Below are 18,427 nucleotides of genomic sequence, written 5' to 3' on the forward strand. Positions count from 1 at the left end.
ACCCCGGACCCCACCCCGACCCCCACGCCCCCGGCACCGCCCGCAGCGAAGTGGTCCCTGACGAATGACTGCGATCTCAGTGACCGAGGCATCCCGACCTGTGGCGCCCTCTTCGGTGCGGCGTACGGCGGCAATGCCGAGCCGGGCACCTGGGAGCAGTCCATGGGGCGCAACCTCGGTGTGAGGCGCACCTACTACAACGGCGCGCAGGTCGACCGGGCCGTGACGACCGTGAAGGCCGACCTGGCGAAGGGCCGCATCCCCTGGATCAGCTTCAAGCTTCCCCACAGCTGGGCCGACATGTCGACCGGCGCGGGCGACGCCTGGACCAAGGACCTCGCGGTCAAGCTGAGCAAGGTCGACGGCCCGGTCTGGCTCGCGCTCCACCACGAGCCCGAGGGCGACGACGACATCACGAAGTGGACGTCGATGCAGCAGCGACTGGCCCCGATCGTCCGCGACAACGCGCCCAACGTCGCGTACACCATCATCCTGACCGGGTGGAACCAGTTCTACGGTCCCTCGCAGTACTCGTTGGACTCGCTGTGGCCCAAGAACACCAAGATCGATCTGGTCGGCTACGACCCCTACAACTTCTACGGCGCGATCAAGGACGGCAAGGAGTTCACCGCCCCCACCGACATGGTCAACCAGTACTTCAAGAAGATGGACGCCTGGTCAACGGCCAACGGCGTTCCGTGGGGGATCGCCGAGACCGGCTTCACCGACAAGGCCTCGGTCGACTACCCCCAGTGGATCCAGCAGACCTACGACGCCGTGAAGCAGTACAACGGCAAGGCCTTCACCTACTTCAACACCTCGCTCAACAGCACGGCGTCCTGGGTCATCACCACCCAGCACAAGCAGGACCTCTTCGCTGCGGTCCTGCGCAACAGCCCGAGCCTGCGAATGAAGTAGCAGAGCGCCGCCGTTCGGAGCCGGTCACCTGTGACCGGCTCCGAACGGAGTCGGAGACGGTGCACGGGTCGGGATGGTCGACGTTAGGGTCGGTGGGTGTCGCACGAGACGGATGACGCCGACGCCACGCAAGCGATCGACGCGTACCTCACCAGCAGCCACGAGCTGTGGCCCGACGCCCAGCAGCCTCGGCTGCACCACACGAGGGGGACGAGCGACCACGCCGACGAGAGCGCGTTGGACCTTCTCGTCCTGCCTCGGTCGAGCCACCCCCGACTCCTCGTGCCGGCCGGCAACCGACCCGCCGCCGCGCGCGCCATGTTCCGCTTCAGTGCAGCGCTCTCGGTCCGGGAGATCGTGCAGCGCCTGGGAGTGGCGGCCCTGCTGCGGACCGCCGGTGGCCAGGCCTTCCCGGACAGGATCCGCGTCCGCGAGTCGCCGGCATCATTGCGCTCGCACCTCGGCGACATCCTCGGTCAGCCGGTCGACGTGAGCCTCGGGCTGGGCACGGCACGGGTCAACCGCAAGCCGGTGCTCCAGGTCTTCGACAGACGAGGCAGGAGCATCGCCTTCGCGAAGCTCGGTGAGTCGTCCTCGACCCGCGCGCTGGTCCGAGGGGAGGCGGCATCGCTGCGGCACCTGGAGTCCGCCGGGCTGCCCCCGGGGCTCGAGGTCCCCCGCCTGCTCCACGACGGCGAGTGGCGCGGTCACTCGCTGCTGGTCATGTCCGCCCTCCCCAACTCGGTCCGCCAACGTCCGAGTCACCAGTTCCAGGTCCCCCACGACAGCATGCGTGCGCTGCACCAGGCGTTCGCGGGCGAGACCTGCAGCGTCACCGACACGCCCTTCTGGGAGCGGCTGCTCCAGCAGGTCGACGCCCTCGGGTCTGCGCCCGGGGCGGACCGGCTGAGGGATGCCGTTGCCCGCCTCGAAACCACGGCACGGCAGCAGACCACGACGCCCGGCGCCTGGCACGGCGACTGGACCCCGTGGAACATGAGTCGACGCCGTGGCAGGGTCCAGCTGTGGGACTGGGAGCGGTTCGAGACAGGCGTCCCGGAGGGGCTCGACGCCTGCCACTACGGAGTGAACGCCATCTGTCGGCGTGACGGGTTCAGCGTCGCCTCGGTGCTCGCCGGGCTCCGCCTCGCCGTCGAGGACGCCCCCAGAGGACTGGGCATCGCCCCCTCGCTCTATCTCGCCGCCATCGGGAGCCGGTACCTTGCCGGCACGCTCGACGCGCGCGGCCGCGCGATCGCCCCGGCCAGCCGGGTCGTGCTCGACGTCCTCGAGGCCCACGTCGCCGAGCAGCACACCCAGGGGGAACCATGACCAGGCAGCATCCCGTACGTCGACTCGCTGCCCTCGTGCGCCGGCACGCTCCGGCGCCGGTGCTGGGCGCCATCCGCCGCGCCGTACACGCCTGGGGCATGCTCACGGCTCGGTGGCGGATGCAGCCCGCGGTGCTGGTGGTCGGAGCTCAACGAGCCGGGACCACGACGCTCTTCCGTGTGCTCAACGCTCACCCGCAGGTGGCCCGGCCGACGGCGGCCAAGGGCATCGGCTACTTCGACGTGAACCACCACCGTGGGGCTCGCTGGTACCGCGCTCACTTCCCGGTGACCGCACTGGCTCGGCGCCGCCACGGTCCCGGCGTCATCACCTTCGACAGCAGCGGCTACTACCTCTTCCACCCCCTCGCGCCCGGCCGCATCGCCCACGAGCTGCCGGACGTGCGGGTCATCGTCATGGTCCGCGATCCCGTCGAGCGCGCCTACTCGGCCTACAAGCACGAGCACGCGCGGGGATTCGAGACCGAGGACTTCGCCACGGCGCTCGAGCTCGAGGACGAGCGTCTGGCCGGCGAGGTCGACAGGATCGTGGCGGAGCCTACCTACGAGAGCTTCCACCACCGCCACCACGCCTACCGAGGTCGCAGCCGGTACAGCGAGCAGATCGAGCGGTACCGGGAGGCTCTCGGAGCGGACCGCGTGCACGTCGCCGATGCCGACGAGTTCTTCGTCGACCCCGTCGGCGAGTTCGCCCGCATCGAGCGCTTCCTCGGACTGACGCCCTGGCAGCCGGAGTCGGTCGAGCGGTGGAACGCCCGACCCGGATCCCCTCTGGACCCCGACGTGAGACGGCGCCTGGACGAGGAGTTCGCTCCCTACGACGAGAGGCTTGCGCAGCAGATGGGTCGCACTCCTCGGTGGCGGCGCACCTCGCCACGCGGCAACGCGTAGGTCACCCCGGGGCACCGCTCAGCAGTCGAGCACCGAGCAGAGCCGCTCCACCACACGATCCCCCGCGTGGCCGTCCTCACACGGGCACCAACGCGCAACGAACTGGTCGTAGCGTGTCTGGTCGCTCGCGGAGACACCCCGCACGACGAGCTGCTCCACGGCAGCCGCGAGCTCGTCCTGCCCCGTGACCACCGGCCCCGGAGCCCACTCGTGGTAGTCGAAGTAGAAGCCTCGTACCTCTTCGTACGCCGCCAGGTCGGGCACGAAGAAGAGCACCGGCTTGCCCGTGACGACGAAGTCGAAGACCGCCGAGGAGTAGTCGGTCACGAGGGCGTCCGCTGCCAGGTAGAGCTCCGCGACCTCGGGGTGCCGGCTGACGTCGATGACGCCGTCGCCTGCCACCCGTGCCCGTCTCACGTTGTGGTGCTGGCGATCGAGCACCACGATCCGCCGGCCCACGTCACGCAGGCCCTGGGTGCGGATGCCGACGGCAGGCGCGAAACCCCCGGTATCGTCGCGCTGGTCGTCTCTCCACGTCGGCGCGTGCAGCAGCACGAAGTCGTCCTCCCGGAGCCCGAGGGCATCCCTGACACGCGTCCGGATGCTGGGCGCTCCCGCCGAGCGCAACACGTCGTTGCGCGGGTAACCGGTCTCCCATACCTCGCCGTCGTAGCGGAAGGCACTGCGGAGCAGGGCGGTGCAGTCGGGCGAGGAGGAGATGAGGGCGTCCCACTTCGCGACGTCGCGGTCCATGCGTCGCACGTGCTCCTCCACCCCGTAGGCCGGTGACCGCTCGTCGTGACCCAACAGCTTCAGGGGGGTGCCGTGCCACGCCTGCACGTAGAACAGCCGGGGACCCTTGACGAGGTGCTTGGTGATGATGTCGTTGGCCACCAGGGCTCGGGAGCCGTAGAGGTGCGCGAAGTACGCCGGGCTGTGGCGACGCACGGTCCTGACGTCGTCTGGGAATGCGGCCGCATCCGCACCCACCCAGACACGGCGCGCTCGCTGTCCCAGTACCTCCGAGACGGCCCGCGGACTGTCGGCGTAGGAGCCGCGCCAGCTCTCGAACATGATCGTCGGCTTCGCTCGCCGCCTCACGAGGGACCTCGCGCCCGCGTGCGCAGCAGACCACCCAGGGTCGAGAGCATCAGCGCCTCGCGACCCCACCAGAGCGCGAGCGCGTAGAGGGGCAGCACCGCGAGGACGAGGAGCCCCATGCCCAGCAACCCCGGCGTCAGCAGCGCGCTCAAGACGGCCAGCGGCAGACCGAAGCACAGCACGTTGGCTGCGATGGCGATGCGCACGGCTGGCCCGAAGCTGGCGATCCCTAGCGCCGAGCGCGTCTGCACCACGGCCAGGGCGGACCGCACGGTCACCGCGACGGCCCACCCGATCGCCGCGCCGACGATGCCCAGGTCGGGAATGAGGACGAAGCACAGCACGAGATCGATGGCGAGTGCGACCAACGAGTTCACCAGGCTGAGCGTGCTGCGGCCCGACATGAGCAGCAAGGTGTCCACCGGACCGGTCGCCACGGAGAACAGCATGCCCAGCGACATCAGCAGCACCACCAGGGTCGCATCGCTCGTGGCATACCCCTCGCCAAAGAGACCCAGGTAGGCCAGCGGGCCCGCAGCCACAGCGAGGTAGAGCGGCCAGGCGAGGATGATGTTCCAGGCCGTCGACACCTGGTGCACCGAGCGCAGGTTCTCGTGGTCGTCGGCCGCGATCAGCGCGGTGAACTTCGGCTGCAGCACCTGTTGCGTCGCCTGTGTGCCGAACTGCCCGAGTGCGACGAAGCGGGTGGCGGCCGTGTACAGAGCCGCCTCCGCAGGTGACCGCAGCGCCGCGATGATGAGGATGTCCGCACGCTGGATGGCCATCTGGGAGATACGGGCGATGCTCCGCGGCCAGGTGAAGCGCCAGAAGTCCGAGGCGAGGGCTCGCGTGTCGGTCGTCGCCTCGTGTCCGCGCACATCACGTCGGTCGAGGAAGCGTCTCAGGAGCACCAAGGAGGCCACCGCGGCGATCGCGTAGGGCACCGACCATGCGACCGTCAGCAGCAGGAGCCCCGACCCCGACAGCGCGATGAGGGCGATCAGGGCGGGCTGCGCAGCCGGACGTAGGATCTTGTCGATCATGACGGTCGGGCGGATCCGCCCGAAGGCACGGGTCGCGGCGAGCGCCAGGGTGTTGTACGTCGCGAACGGGACCAGTGCGGCCAGCACGACCAGGGCCTCGGTGGCCTCGTCTCCCTCGAGCCCGAGCGCCCCGAGCAGGGGCGCCGCTCCCAGCACGACCCCCAGGGCCACCAGCAGCGAGAGGGCCATCGTGGGCCACATCGCGGCACGCAGGGTCGGCAGGATGTCGCCGCGACGACCCTGGGTCTCGTAGCGCAGCATGAAGCGCGCCATCCCGGTGTCGGCGCCGAGCGAGGTGAACGCGGTGAGCAGGAGGAAGGCCGAGGTCAGCGAGAAGAAGGTGCCAGCCGCCTCGGCGTCGTAGCCGTTGGTGACCGCCACGACGAGCAGGAAGCCCGACACGGCCGAGACCCCGGCACCCACCAGTCCGAACGCACCGCCGCGTGCGACCTGCCGCAGGTGCCGGTCGGTGTCGTCGCGCGGGCTGAGGTCCTGCTCCGTCATGCGTTCGCGTCGACGGCGGCCCGACGGCGCGTCTGACGGGCGGCCCGTCGGTCACCGGCAGGCAGCTCCCGCTGCCCCTGGCCCGACCCACGGGCCGGACGCACGAACACGACACCGAGCACGTTGACCGGGTTCAGGTCGTTGGTGATCTCGACCAGCTCGTCGATGCTGGACACGCCCTGCACGGCCTCGACCAGGCAGGTGTCGTTGACCAGCGCCAGCGCCTGGCTCCGAGCCTCGAGCAGCGGCCCGGTCGCCACCACCGCGATGTCGGCGACGTCCGAGACGCGCTCGAAGAGCGTGGCGACGTGGGGCCCGCCCAGTCGGTCGTCGTTGCGCGGGTCCGTCGCACCGCACGGCAGCACCTGGAGGTGTGCCGTGAGGGTGACGAGACCGTCCTCGAGCGAGATCTCGCCGCGCAGCACGTCGGTCAGCCCGGGCTGCCCGGCGAGCTCGAGGCGCCGAGTCACCGCGCGGCCGTCCGAGGTGGCGTCGATCAGGACGGTGCGGTATCCGGAGGCAGCCGCGGCGTAGGCGAGGCCGACCGCCGAGCGAGGACCGGTCTCCCCCGGCACCGAGGAGCCCATGAGGATGCGCACGGGCCGACGGCGCTCGCGCGAGAAGACGGCGGCGCGCAGCGCACGGAGGGGTGCGGTGATCTCGCCCTCCTCGCGATCCTCGACGAGGTTGCGCACCATGAGGTCGAGGTCGCTCTCCCTGACGTCGCCGAGGAGCTCGAGACCGACGGCCTCGACGTCGTCGGTCAGGTGCACGCGGTTCTCCGAGCGGACGCGCACGATCACCAGCGCGAGAGCCGCGAGCAGGCCGAGGACACCGCCCGCGATGGTCGCCGCGCCCACCATCACCATCGGTGAGGGGCTCGTGACGAAGGCGGGGGTGGTGACCTCACCCGGGTCGTCGGCCCCAGTTCGGACCTCGTCCAACTGGGTCCGCAGCTGGGCGATCTGCGAGTTGACACCACTGATCTGCTCGCGCAGCACGCGGGCACGCGAGCTGTCGGTGGTGTCGTCGAGCTGGCTGACCAAGTCGCTCAGGTTGTCGTTCTGGGCATCGATCTGAGCTTGGATTCGGTCGGAACGACTGTCGACCACGCGCTCCGATCGCTCGGTGCGGTAGTCGAGGAACTCCTCGGCGAACGTCTGCGCGAGGTCCCGAGCGGCCACGCGCGAGGGCGCGCCGTACTCGATGGAGACGACTTGGGTGTTGGGGAGCACCGACACGGAGAGGCCGGACAGCAGCCCGTCCTGGGAGACGTCGGTGGCGTCCGCGACCGCGCGAGCGACCGCGTCGGAGCGCACCAGCTGCGCCTCGGTCTCGAGATTGATCAAGTCGTCGCTCTCGGGCGAGAAGGCGTTGCCGTCGAGCGGGGAGATGAGCACCCTCGCCTCAGCCGTGGCCGTACGTGCCTGCGAGAGCCCCAGGGCAGCGCCCAAGGCAGCACCCGTCATCACCAGCAACAGGAGCAACACCAGGCGCCGGCGGAGATGACCGGTGAGGGCGGCCCGTCGGGAGCCCATGCGGGGACCAACCATGAGCTGTGTTGCCCTCCTCGGCCTGCGGCGTCCACGACGAGTGTAGGCGGTGGCGCCTGGGGATGCGTGCGTATCGGTGTCCAAGGAACGTGCCGCCTGACACCGCCTTCCGGTCAGCGTCGGCGCACGAACGACTCCGCGGTCTTCCTGTCCGAGATCGGAACCACGACCTCGTCGGGAAAGTCACCGACAGCCAGGAACATGATGATCATCTCGGCGTCGTCGATCCGGAGCAGCTCACGCACAGCGAGCTGATCGCGGTGGTACATCATCGCGTTGAGCGGGACCGCGGCCAGCCCTTCGTGCTCCAGCCCGTACATGACCGACATCGAGAACAGGCCGCCGTCCACGAACGCCTGGTTGCGCTCGACGGGGCTCAGGAACGCATTGTTCGACACCGTCACGCAGAGCAGCACCTCGGGCATCTCGGCGTATCCGAACCCACGCTGGTGCTCCAGCACCTGCCGGGCCAAGTCCTTGTCCTCGACCCAGTAGACCTTCCAGCCCTGCCGGTTGCAGACCGAAGGTGTTCGCTCGGCGTTGCGCAGAGCCCGCATGACGGCCTCGGTCTCGATCGCGGCGCCGGAGAACTCTCGAACGCTGCTGCGCCCTTGCGCCAGGCGGTAGAAGTCCTTGGACCTGTTCTCCTGCTTCTCCTTGCGACGCACCAGCTTGGTGCCGGCGGCTCGCTCACGGACCTCTGCCTCGAGGAACTCGGCGTCCAGCACCTGCTCGAGGAAGTCCACCTCGTGGTCGGCCTTGTCGTGGAGCTCGCGGTAGTGCTGGATGACCGAGAGTCCCTGGACGTACGCGTAGTCCGCGGTGTCGTAACCGCGCATCCGATACATCACCAACGCATCGTTGAGGTTGCTCAGGGCCTTGCGGCCGAAGCCGAGCCGAACGTCGCGGTTGCGCGCCAAGCCCTTCTCCAGCGCATGCACGTTGTACATGATCCGGGAGACGACTTGCTCGTAGCCGTCGTCGAAGACCGAGAAGGACGCCGTGCGGGAGAAGCGACCGACGTCCTTGACCGCGAGGTAGCGCAGACGCACCTTCTGCAGCTGCTTCTTCAGGACCTGCTTCCTCCGGGAGGTGTTCATCTTCACTCGACGCACCCCACCTTCCCGGTGACCGCACGGAGGTATTCGAGCGTGCGTCCGCGCTCGTCATCGACCAGGCGGTGCACGGTGTCGTAGTCGACATCGCCCTCCAGGACGCCCTGCAGGTCGCTTCCCTGGTCCCATCGCTGTGCGGTGAGACCGAAGGTGCGCAGCAGGTACATCAGCTTCTCCTCGTTGCCGTAGGCGTGCCCCCTGCTCGGACGCACGATGGTGGCGAAGGGCCGACGGTTGAGCATCGAGAAGATCGTGCCGTGGAAGGTGTCGGTGACCACCGCCTCGGCGTCGCGGAAGTACGCGAGGAGCTCGAAAGGACTGCACTCGACGAAGCGGTCGGCGCTCTCCTGGACCCCCCCGAAGCTCAGCACGTCGGCCCGGTGGCGAGCAGCCTGCTCCCGCACTGCGGCGTTCTCCGCGCGACCGAGGCGACCCGAGTAGCCGTAGACGATGACGTAGGGGCGCTCGTGGAGCCGACCCGCGGGGATCGCCTGCTCGGTCTCCATGAAGGGGTGGGCGAGCACCGGATCGACGTGCACCGGCGGACGGGTGCCCAGGAGCGCCTCGACGATGCTGGCGGAGTTGTCGTCACGCACGGACAGCGCGTCGAAGCGTGCTAGGTCGGTCCCGACCTCCTCGGCGATCCCGAAGCGTTGGAGCTTCTCGAGCGAGGTGTTGCCGAAGGACGCGGCGTACGAGACCACGCCTCGCGCCGGCGACCCGTGCCCGAAGAGGTCGCGCGAGTAGCCCACCCTCGTGTTGGCCTGAACGCAGTTGAAGACCTCGTCGCTGCCGACCACCTGGAGGTCCAGGTCCAGGTCTCGGTTCGGCTCGGGCGTGATCCCGATCTGGCCGAAGTAGCGCTCGCCGTACCGTCGCTTGTGGTCGACGAAGCGCAGGCGGTCCCTCCAGGACGCGTCGACCTCGACCACCTCGCGCACCTTCTGCGCCGCGCGCGCGAACGACGAGCGCGGCGCCGATCCGCCGTCCTGCACGAGCGGACGCCCCGGTTCGTAGTCGACGAAGGACACCTGGGCCTCTGGGTCGGCTGCCTCGAGGAGGCGGCGCAAACCGTAGGCCTGCAGCGAGGAGCCATAGTTGAAGATCCTCTGCATCGACATGATGCCGATCCTGCTCACACCGCTCCTCCGGTCCACCGCACGCCACTGCCACGGTCATGGCTCTCAGGACCGCGGCGCTGCGCTGCGCGACGCCCGTGGCGTCATCCCCCGGTGCCCTAGGCTACCCGCTGCCGTGTCCGAGGGGGGCCTGATGGGGTGCGACCGCTCTAGCCCGGTGAGATCAGATCCCGTGGCCCCGCTTGTGGGCGATCCGCATCAGTCGCTCGGCAGAGACGGCACGCGTGGCGACCGCCAGCACCAGGAGCGCGCGCCGCTCTCGCGGGTTCAGCCGTATGGCGCGCCACGCGCGACGGACAGCCTCACGTCGCTCACCCAGCGCGGCGAGCGCGAAGCCACTGCGTCCGAGCAAGCGGGCCATCGCACGGGGATCCTCCGCGAAGACGGAGTGCTTGTCGATCATGTAGTCGATCGCGTCGACGATGGTGCGCCACCGCTGGGAGAACATTGATTGCCCCCACCTCACGAGGACGAGAGGTTCGGCGACGACAGCGAAGGTGCCGGCCTGGGCCGCGCGGATGATCCAGTCGAAATCTTCCCCGTAGCTGCCGGGAAGCACCTCGTCCACCAGCCCGATCTCGCCGAGCAGTGCGTCTCGCCGCACCATCACGGTCGAGGGGTGGGCCTCCATCACCCTGTCCCGCACCAGCTGCTCGAGCGTCATGTCGCTGGGATCCGGGACCCGATCGACCGCAGAATCGGCGTAGAGGACGGTGATACCCGTCACCGCAGTGAGGGCCGTGGACCCCACCAGGGCAGAGACCTGCTTCTCCACCTTCGTCGGGCGCCACGCATCGTCATCGTCGCAGAAGGCGACCAGCTCCGCGTCGCCGTGCAGGATCCCCGCGTTGCGGGCACCGGCCAGCCCGGGGCTGCGGTCGTTGTCGAGCGCGACGACGCGCCGCCCCGGCTCGTCCAGCAGCACCGCCGGGTCGATCGGCGACTGGTCGAACACGACGTGGACCGTGATGTCGCCGCGGTAGGTCTGCGCACGGATCGACTCCAGCGCCTCCCGCAGCAGCTCCGGGCGGTTCCTGGTCGCGACCACGACGTCGACCGCCGGAAGCCGGGGCGTCGTGGGCTCGGGGCTCGCCATATGCGGTGGACGCTCGCTCTCGACGCTCGTGGAGGTGGGACGGTCGGGACATGCTACGGGTCCGCCACGCCCGCGACGCGGCGACTACACGCCGGGGCGGCCCCACGGCCAGCGCCGGGACGCACTCATGCCGACAGCAACGGCGATCACACCGAGCGCGGCTCCCGTCACGACGGGGAGCTCCCACTGACGTCGTACGACCGTCGTGTCCGAGAAGCGGATCACCTCTCCGGCCGTCGTCGGGGTCAGCAGCACCGACGTCACGGCCTGCTCCAGCGAGGCACGCGCCTGGGCCGCGCTCTCCAGGCCACCATCAGCCTCGGTCCCCTCCTGACCGAGCTCATCGATACGGCTACGAAGCTGGCGCAGCGTCAAGTCTCGTCGCTCAGCGAGAAAGTTCTCGCGCGTCAGGAGATAGGACTCCGCAAGCTCGTCCGCGTCCCGGGCCGACTGCCATGGATCCTCGTCGCGCACCTCGACCACCATCACACGAGTGTTGGCCGGAGCCGTCACGCTCACCCGGTCGCGCAGCGACTCACCGTCCTCGGTGCGGCTCAGCGACTGCTCCGAGAGCAGCAGGACGGCCTCGGTGTCGATCGTGACCGTCTCGCTGTCCACGACCTGTGCCTCGCCGTCGCCGGCACCGCCGCCCGTCGCCAGGTAGACCGGCGGGTTGGTGAGCAGGATCGACGCCTTCGTGGAGTACACCGGGGGTGTCAGCGCGATGACGACACCGCCGATGATCGCACCGAGCCCGACTGCGATGGTGACCACGGGCCACGCCCCACGCAGGCGTCTCCAGGCGATGCGGACCAGCTGGTCGGCATTCCGCAGCCGGTGCGTCGCCTGTTCCCTGGTCACCAGGCCGATGGCGATCATCACCGTCATGAGAGGGATGCCGAGGGTGTCGTAGATCAGCAGCTGCATCCCCAGGAAGACCAGGACGAAGGTGCACAGGATCTCGTTGGTGGTCCGGCATCGCCAGCACTGCCACAGGGCGATCGCGAAGAACCCCAGGAAGAGGAACGCCCCGACGAAGCCCTGGGAGAAGATCACCAGCCACAGGTGACCCTGGGTTCCCAGGGGGGGCACGGCGCACGCGGGGCAGTCGGGCGTGGCCCCACTGGCGATCGAGGCGAAGCCACCCTGCAGGTCGCGAGTGCTGCCGAAGCCCACCACCGGCGAACCCTGCCAGGTGCTGACGACCGTCTGCTCGAGCAGCTGCGAGCGCCGGTCGTTGCTGTGCTGGTTGGCCAGGCGCTCGTCCAGGACGGTGCTCAAGGGGCTGAAGAGGAAGACGACGGCGGCCGCGACCAGCAGTCCGATCGTCACGAGGATCTGCCACGGCCGGCCCTGACGGAGCTGGAGGACCACGAAGCCGGCGGCCCCGATCACCAGGCAGATCCACAGACCGCGGTTGAGGCTGTAGATGATCGGCACCGCGGACGCCACGAGGACGATCGGCCCCAGCACCCGCTGCCAGGTGCGGCCGTCGCGGAACCACGCCACGAGGAAGAACGGCAGGAACAGAGCCATGGCGCTGCCCCACGAGTTCGCGAACGCGAAGGGCGCCTTCGGCCGCGCCTCGGGACGACCCAGGACGGTCTGGATGTCGGCGACGGCGGGGTGCACGATCGACTGGACGAGGCTGTTGCTCCGCAGGCCGCCGGGCATGAGGAGCTCCAGGGGCGAGTTGAAGTCGATCCCCGGGGCGAGCACACCGGCCAACCCGCCGACCGTCGTCCACACGAACATCACGCCCAGCAGCTGGTAGACCCAGCGAGTGGGCAGCTCGCTCTCACGCAGGTTGGCGACCCACAGCAGCGTCGTCGTCGCGGCGAGGTACCAGGCCAGCCGGTAGGCCCAGACGAGGAGTCGCTGAGGCCCGCCTCCTGCCTCCGTCGCCGGCGCCTGCACCCAGAGCACGAAGGCGCCCAGGACGACGAAGACGAGGAACAGCACCCACAGCGCGGTGCCGCGACCGAGCACCACCCGACGGCGTGCCCGCAACAGCTGGTCGGCCATGACGAGCGTGAGCAGCATCGGGACGAGGGTCCGCAGGCCCAGCGCCCACCACAACGGGAACGGCAGCAGGGCCAGCGTCAGAGGCCAGTGGGCGGGGCGCTCGGACCAACGCCACCACCTGCGACGCTCCGGGGTCGCGGACAAGGCGGTCCGCCCGCGCTCGAGCGTCGTCGTCATGTCCTGGTCCCTCGTCGTCACCGCAGTCACGCCAACGGTAGTCGCCGGGCTCGACGATCGCGCCGAGAACCCGCTGTGACGGACGTAGCATGCTGGCATGGCCTCACCACCCCGAGTCCGGGCGACGATCACGGGCATCCTCGCGGCAGTCGTCCTGCTCCAGGGATGTGGCGGCGACGAGCCCGAGCCGCAGCCCGCACCAGGCTCCTCGACACCCTCCCCCGAAGCGACGAGCAGTGACGCCGACAGCGACGAGACGGCCTCGCCCTCCCCCGGCCAGGTCGGGTCGGAGGAGTGCACCTTGGGCAGGACCGACGTCGACCTCGTGGTGCGGGACTGGACCCGGGTCCAGGACACCGTCGGTCGCGGTGACCACGGCCGGTACACCTCGGGGCTGGTCGACCGTCTCGACGGGCTCGCTGACAAGGCCGCGCAGTGCGAGGGGTCGAAGCAGTTCGACGCCTTCGCCAAGGACGTGGCCCGGCTCGACGCGAAGTCGGGCGACGCCCCGGACTACGACCTCTACAGCGCGACGCAGCAGGCCGGCAACGACTGGCTCCAGGCCGCGGGGCTGGGCGAGAACGCACTCCTGCGAGGGTGACGCGGGCGGGCCGCCTGCGACTCCTCGCCGACGGCCCCGCCCGCCACGTGACTACGGAGCGCTCACCACCACTTGGCGGGTGACCGTCTGCGCCTTCCCCCAGCCGTCCCGGGCGGTGAGGGTCACGGCGTAGATGCCGGGCCGCGTGAAGGCGTGGGCCACCGCCGACGAGCTCGACGCGTTGGCCGCGCCGGAGTCCGGGTCGCCGAAGGTCCAGGCGTACGTGATCGCGTCACCCGGGTTCGGGTCGACCGTGCCCACTGCCGAGAAGTTGCAGGTCAAACCGGCGCACGAGGGCGGGTTGAGCTTCGGCGTCGGCGCGAGGTTGCCCGCCGGCTCCGCGATGGTCACGTTGACCGACACCGGGTCCGAGCTGATCCCCCACTCGTCGCGCGCGGTCAGCGTGACGGTGTAGCTCCGCGCCTGGGTGTAGGTGCGAGTCGCCACCGGTCCCGTGCCCGTCCCGTTGCCGAAGTTCCAGCTGTAGGTCAGCGCCGACGGGTTCTCGTCAGTGGACCGACGAGCGTCGAAGGTGCACACGTTGTCGGTGCAGCTGGGCGGGGCGATCACCGCGACCGGCTTGAGGTTGTCGGCCGGGATGGTGACCGAGACGTTGCGGACCAGCGGCTGTGCGGTGACGAGGTCGTTCTGGTCCACGCCCCGCACCCGCACGGCATAGCTGCCTGCGGGGAGGACCGGGGTGGTGTAGGCGAAGTTCGAACCGGGGGTGCCGGGGCTGGTGAGGAACGAGGTCCGCCAGGTCTCCCCCGTCTGGAAGGTCCCGCCGGAGTTGAGCCAACGTCCCGTGGAGCTCACGATGCCGACCTCGACCCGCTGCATCGACTCGTTGTCCTCCGCCCGCCCGCTCACGTAGATGCGACCGGCATCGAACACCGCCCCCTCCGTGGGGCTGAGCAGCGAGTCGGTGATGACGGGCGGGGTGTCCCCCGGGTACACGGGGTAGCGCGCCGTGCCACCGGTGTTGGAGAAGTCGCGCTGCCCCGCGGAGTCGATCGCGAAGGCGGTCACCGACCAGTCCCCCTTCGACGGCAGCGTCACCGGGAGGGCCCACGCGGTGGACGTGGCTCCGGGCGAGGCCAGGGCCGCCGGCAGCGTCGTGTAGGCCGCCGACGTAGCACCCGTCGCGGTGAGGTACCTCGAGGTGTCGAGGTCGCGCAGGGCCACACGGACCTCCGTGACGCCCTTGTCGTCGGTGGCGTTGCCCTTGAGGTCGAGATCGACCTGACCGGAGGCCGGCTGGGTCCCGGTCACCGCCAGCGTCGCCTTGGGCGGGGCGTCACCCGCCACCTGCACGTTGAAGCTGTAGTTGACCAGCTGCGAGGTGGGCGTGCTCAGCTCGCTCGTGTCGAGCGCCCGTGCCCGGAAGGTGTAGCTGCCGGGCCCGAGGTCGAAGGGTGTGGTCCACGACCAGTTCACGCTGCTCGCGTTGATGTTCGAGCGGATCCGGTAGTAGTTGCTCCCCTTGTTCGGCCCGAAGGTGCCGTCGTTGCCGGTGGTCTCCCCCGTGGAGTTGTTCTGGAGGTGCACGTCGATGGCATACAGGGTGCCGTCGTCGGTCGCCGAGCCCGCGAAGGTGACCGGCTTGCCCGGCTCGACGGTGATCGGCGCCGAGGAGGTCGGCGGCACCATCACGGCCGGCGAGCTCAGCGAGATGGTCGGCACCTGCCCGTTGGCGTAGACGTTGAACGTGCGCTGCGTGCTGTCGAGCGCGCTCTGACCCGCGGTGTCGTACGGCGTCACCTCGACCAGCCACTCCCCCTCGGTGGGCACTGTCAGCTCCTGGGACCATGTGGTGCTCGTGGCACCGACAACGTCGGGTGCGACCCGGAACGTGTGGTAGGTCGAGTCGGCGGTGCCGTCGGCCTGGAGGTAGCGGCCGGCCTTGTCGCGCGCCAGCACGGTCAGGGACTGCACACCCATGTCGTCCGCGGCGGTGCCGGCGAGGATGAAGGTCGTCGACGTCAGGAGGCCGGCCGCCGGCGACCCGATGCTCGCCGTCGGGGTCGTGTCGTCGAGCCCGAAGGTCTCGAACCGCTTCTGTGCCTTCGCCGGCGTCGTGCGTCCGTCGACGCCGACCGTGCGGACCAGAGCCTGCATCTTGACGTTGCCAGGCACGGTCAGGCGCAGGCTCCACCCCGACGTCGGCTGACCGGCCGACCCGAGCTCGGCGTTGATGGAGTTCCAGGTGGACGCCCAGGTCGTGAGGTCGTCCTGGAGGTAGCGACGCGTCTCGGTGTCCTGCAGCTCCACGGCGACGCTGCGGACCCCGGAGGTCGCCGAGGCCCTGCCCTCGAGCACGAACTCACGGGCGCTGGGGAGGACGCGTCCGGTGATGGGCGAGTCGATGGTGGTCTCGACACCGTTCGCCGCGGGACGGTCCTGGAAGTCGAAGAAGGCGACGCGTCCGACGTTGTAGCCACCCTGGGTGGTCGCGTCACCGCCGGTGATGACGCCACGCGGCGTGACCTCCATCGCGGAGTTGCCCACACGGGAGTTGGAGTAGGGGTTCCACTCGACGGCCTTGCCGTCGACGGGGTTGAGCGCGGCGAGGTGCGAGCGGTTCACGACGGCGTCGCCGAGTCCGTAGCCCGACAGTCCCTGGCCGGTGCCGTAGCCGACGTCGTCGCGCCCGGGCCAGGGGTCGGGGCTCGACGGCGACTCGACCCAGCTCATGTGTCCACCCACGTAGACCGCCTTCTCGGATATCGCCACCGAGAGGACGCTGTCGAAGGCCCGCGTGATCCACAGCGGCTTGACGTCCGCCCCGCCCTCCACGGGGAAGGCCATGATGGTGTCGTTGAGCGGAGGACGGTCACCACCGAATCCGCTGGTCACGGCGAAGTAGGAGTCGTCGGGTGCGATGTCGCCCGAGACGACGCGCTGGATCCCCCCGACGAACTGCAGGTTGTCCTCCCACAGGGTGGTTCGCCAAGCCGTCACGGCCTTCGTCGCGGTGTCGACGAAGCCGACGCCCACGCGCTCCTCCCCGGCGATGCGTCGGGCGGTGTGGACGACCATGAGCCGCGAGAGGTCGTGGGTCAGCACCAGCTCCTGCACGTTGATGACGCCATCGGAGCCGATGCCCACGCTCAGGTCGTTCACGAAGCCCGTGTCGACCGCGCCCGTCGTGGCGTCGACGGAGGCGAGGGAGATGCGTCGCACGCCGTTGACGCGCGTGAAACGACCGCCGGCGTAGACCTTGTCGTCGGACACCGCCAGGGCGTTGACCCGCGAATCGGTGTTGGCGACGAAGCCGGCCACGGGGGCGCCGGTCGTGAGGTCGACCTGGGCGAGGCCGTTGCGGGCGACGCCGTTGACCGTGCTGAAGCGACCGCCGATGTAGAGCCGCTTGCCGTCCGGCGAGGCCTCCACCGCGCTCACCTCGTTGTTCACGACCGGACGGAAGGACGTGTCGACGAGCCCGGTGTCCAGGTCGTAGGCCGCGAGGCGGGCCTGGGCGTAGGAGGTCGTGCTGCCGGAGGTGTTGTTGGCGATGGACGTGAACGTGCCGGCGACGAAGACGCGGTTGCCGATGACCTCGATGTCGACGACGTCGCCGGTGGTGATCTTCGGCAGGTCGAGGCGGGGCTTCTCGGGGGCCACCGCCGTGTGCCCGGGCGGGGGCAGCGCCGATCGCAGGCTCAGGCTGCGGCTGGTCGACGCCTCGGCCGTGCCGTCGGAGACGGTCAGCGTGACCTGCTTGACACCGCCCGAGGCGTAGGTGCGCGACACCGTGGCTCCGGTGCCCGTGGTCCCGTCACCGAAGTCCCAGCGGTAGGTGAGCGCGTCGCCGTCGACATCGGTGGTGCCGCGCGCGTCGAAGGCGCAGCGCAGCCCCGTGCACGCCTGGGTGAAGCTCGGCACCGGTGTCGCGTTCTGCGCGGCCACCCCGGGGCTGACCACGACCGTGAACTGGTGGGTGTTGCCGACGGCGGCGCTGCTCTGGGCCGCAGCTGTGCCGGTGGCCGAGCCCGAGACCGGCGCGTCGCTCACGACGGCGCTGGTGAGCCCCGAGCCCGTCGAGGAGGTTGCCGCACGACGCGTTCCGGGGACCGTCCAGGTGGGCTCGACCGACGCCTTGCCCGACCACGAGCGGACCGCCCACGAGCCGGGGTCCGCCACAGCCGCTGCCGGCGCGGTGTGGGTGGTGGTGCCGGCGTTGGCGCCGGACGTGGCCGAGGCGGTCACCGAGGCGGTCGTGCCGCTGCTCCGGTATGCCAGGACCACGAGCGAGGACTTGGCAGCCGCGCTGGTGCGGACGGTCAGCGTCGAGCCGGCATCGGCCTGCACGGCCTGACGCGTCCAAGCCCTGGCACGTGAGCTCGACCCGTCTCGGGTCCCGATGAGGCGCCATCCGGCGGGGTCGGCCACGGTGCTGGAGGTGGCGTTGCTCGTCAGGAAGGCGACGAGGGTGTCGCCACCGCGGACGGCGGCCGGGACCGTCGCCGTGTGCGCGGTTCGGTTGCCCGAGGTCGCCGCCGAGCCGACGAAGCTCAGCTGAGGTGCTGCCGCCTGGGCCGGCACGGCCAAGCCGGTGAGCGAGATCAGCAGCGCCACCACGGCGGTGAGGAACGTGGTGGAACGTACGGACGGCCTGGTGCCGGAAGCGAGCATGCGAGAAGAGCCCCTCAGTGGAAGGCCGCGTCGAGAGTCGCGGCGAGCACATGATGGGGCCGGGGGGATCGGTCCCGACACCGGCAGCGACAGGGGGTCTAGTCCGGAGCGTCCCCAATCGACAAGATCGCCGCGAATGGCCGGTCTCCGTGCTGGGTGTCGTCCACCCGCCCGTGGGCTAGACCGAGTGACACCGACGCGACGGCAATTCGGGCATCGCGACCTATGGTCTTGGAGGCTCAACCACGGGGGGTTGGCCACTTCACTTCGCCAAGGG

The 18,427-nt window shown here is 69.9% G+C and carries 12 protein-coding genes; 4 read left to right on the forward strand and 8 right to left on the reverse strand.

What is annotated here, in order from left to right:
* The first annotated feature begins 162 nt into the window (after positions 1 to 162).
* The 3 genes from IG63_RS0117270 (at position 163) to IG63_RS0117280 (ending at position 3,161) form a co-directional block, all read left to right on the forward strand.
* A complete protein-coding gene (locus tag IG63_RS0117270; protein WP_030485597.1) occupies positions 163 to 918 on the forward strand; it encodes a cellulase family glycosylhydrolase in 756 nt (251 codons plus the stop codon).
* Positions 919 to 1,014: 96 nt separating this feature from the next.
* Positions 1,015 to 2,250 (forward strand): phosphotransferase, encoded by a 1,236-nt coding sequence (locus IG63_RS0117275; RefSeq protein WP_051707060.1) that lies wholly within the window; start codon positions 1,015 to 1,017, stop codon positions 2,248 to 2,250.
* Complete coding sequence (locus IG63_RS0117280) at positions 2,247 to 3,161, forward strand: sulfotransferase family protein (RefSeq protein ID WP_084597287.1); 915 nt, start codon at positions 2,247 to 2,249, stop codon at positions 3,159 to 3,161. Before IG63_RS0117275 ends, IG63_RS0117280 begins: the two co-directional genes overlap by 4 nt.
* Before the next feature lie 18 nt (positions 3,162 to 3,179).
* On the opposite strand, the gene IG63_RS0117285 is transcribed toward IG63_RS0117280, so the two are convergent.
* The 7 genes from IG63_RS0117285 to IG63_RS21755 form a co-directional block, all read right to left on the reverse strand.
* A complete protein-coding gene (locus IG63_RS0117285; RefSeq protein ID WP_342665974.1) occupies positions 3,180 to 4,331 on the reverse strand; it encodes a CDP-glycerol glycerophosphotransferase family protein in 1,152 nt (383 codons plus the stop codon).
* Complete coding sequence (locus IG63_RS0117290; protein ID WP_157210265.1) at positions 4,259 to 5,686, reverse strand: MATE family efflux transporter; 1,428 nt, start codon at positions 5,684 to 5,686, stop codon at positions 4,259 to 4,261. Before IG63_RS0117290 ends, IG63_RS0117285 begins: the two co-directional genes overlap by 73 nt.
* Positions 5,687 to 5,805: 119 nt before the next feature.
* Entirely contained in the window at positions 5,806 to 7,263 is a 1,458-nt protein-coding gene (locus IG63_RS0117295) for a hypothetical protein (protein WP_169741819.1), read from the reverse strand.
* A 212-nt stretch (positions 7,264 to 7,475) separates the two neighbouring features.
* Positions 7,476 to 8,462: a nitroreductase family protein gene (locus IG63_RS0117300; protein ID WP_245604488.1), complete on the reverse strand. Its 987-nt coding sequence runs from the start codon at positions 8,460 to 8,462 to the stop codon at positions 7,476 to 7,478.
* A gap of 2 nt (positions 8,463 to 8,464) precedes the next feature.
* A complete protein-coding gene (locus tag IG63_RS0117305; protein ID WP_157210267.1) occupies positions 8,465 to 9,598 on the reverse strand; it encodes a polysaccharide pyruvyl transferase family protein in 1,134 nt (377 codons plus the stop codon).
* Between the two features lie 181 nt (positions 9,599 to 9,779).
* A complete protein-coding gene (locus tag IG63_RS0117310; RefSeq protein WP_030485605.1) occupies positions 9,780 to 10,712 on the reverse strand; it encodes a glycosyltransferase family 2 protein in 933 nt (310 codons plus the stop codon).
* 84 nt (positions 10,713 to 10,796) lie between these two features.
* A complete protein-coding gene (locus IG63_RS21755) occupies positions 10,797 to 12,755 on the reverse strand; it encodes a GumC domain-containing protein (RefSeq protein WP_051707063.1) in 1,959 nt (652 codons plus the stop codon).
* Between the two features lie 256 nt (positions 12,756 to 13,011).
* Between IG63_RS21755 and IG63_RS22825 the strand changes: the two genes are divergently transcribed.
* Positions 13,012 to 13,515 (forward strand): hypothetical protein, encoded by a 504-nt coding sequence (locus tag IG63_RS22825; protein ID WP_157210268.1) that lies wholly within the window; start codon positions 13,012 to 13,014, stop codon positions 13,513 to 13,515.
* A 51-nt stretch (positions 13,516 to 13,566) separates the two neighbouring features.
* Here IG63_RS22825 and IG63_RS0117325 read toward each other — a convergent pair whose 3' ends face one another.
* Positions 13,567 to 18,150, reverse strand: coding sequence for a PKD domain-containing protein (locus tag IG63_RS0117325; protein WP_084597289.1), 4,584 nt, complete (start codon positions 18,148 to 18,150; stop codon positions 13,567 to 13,569).
* Positions 18,151 to 18,427: the final 277 nt, after the last annotated feature.

The sequence above is a fragment of the Nocardioides aequoreus genome (genome assembly GCF_000720335.1).
In the GTDB taxonomy this organism is placed as follows: Bacteria; Actinomycetota; Actinomycetes; order Propionibacteriales; family Nocardioidaceae; genus Marmoricola; species Marmoricola aequoreus.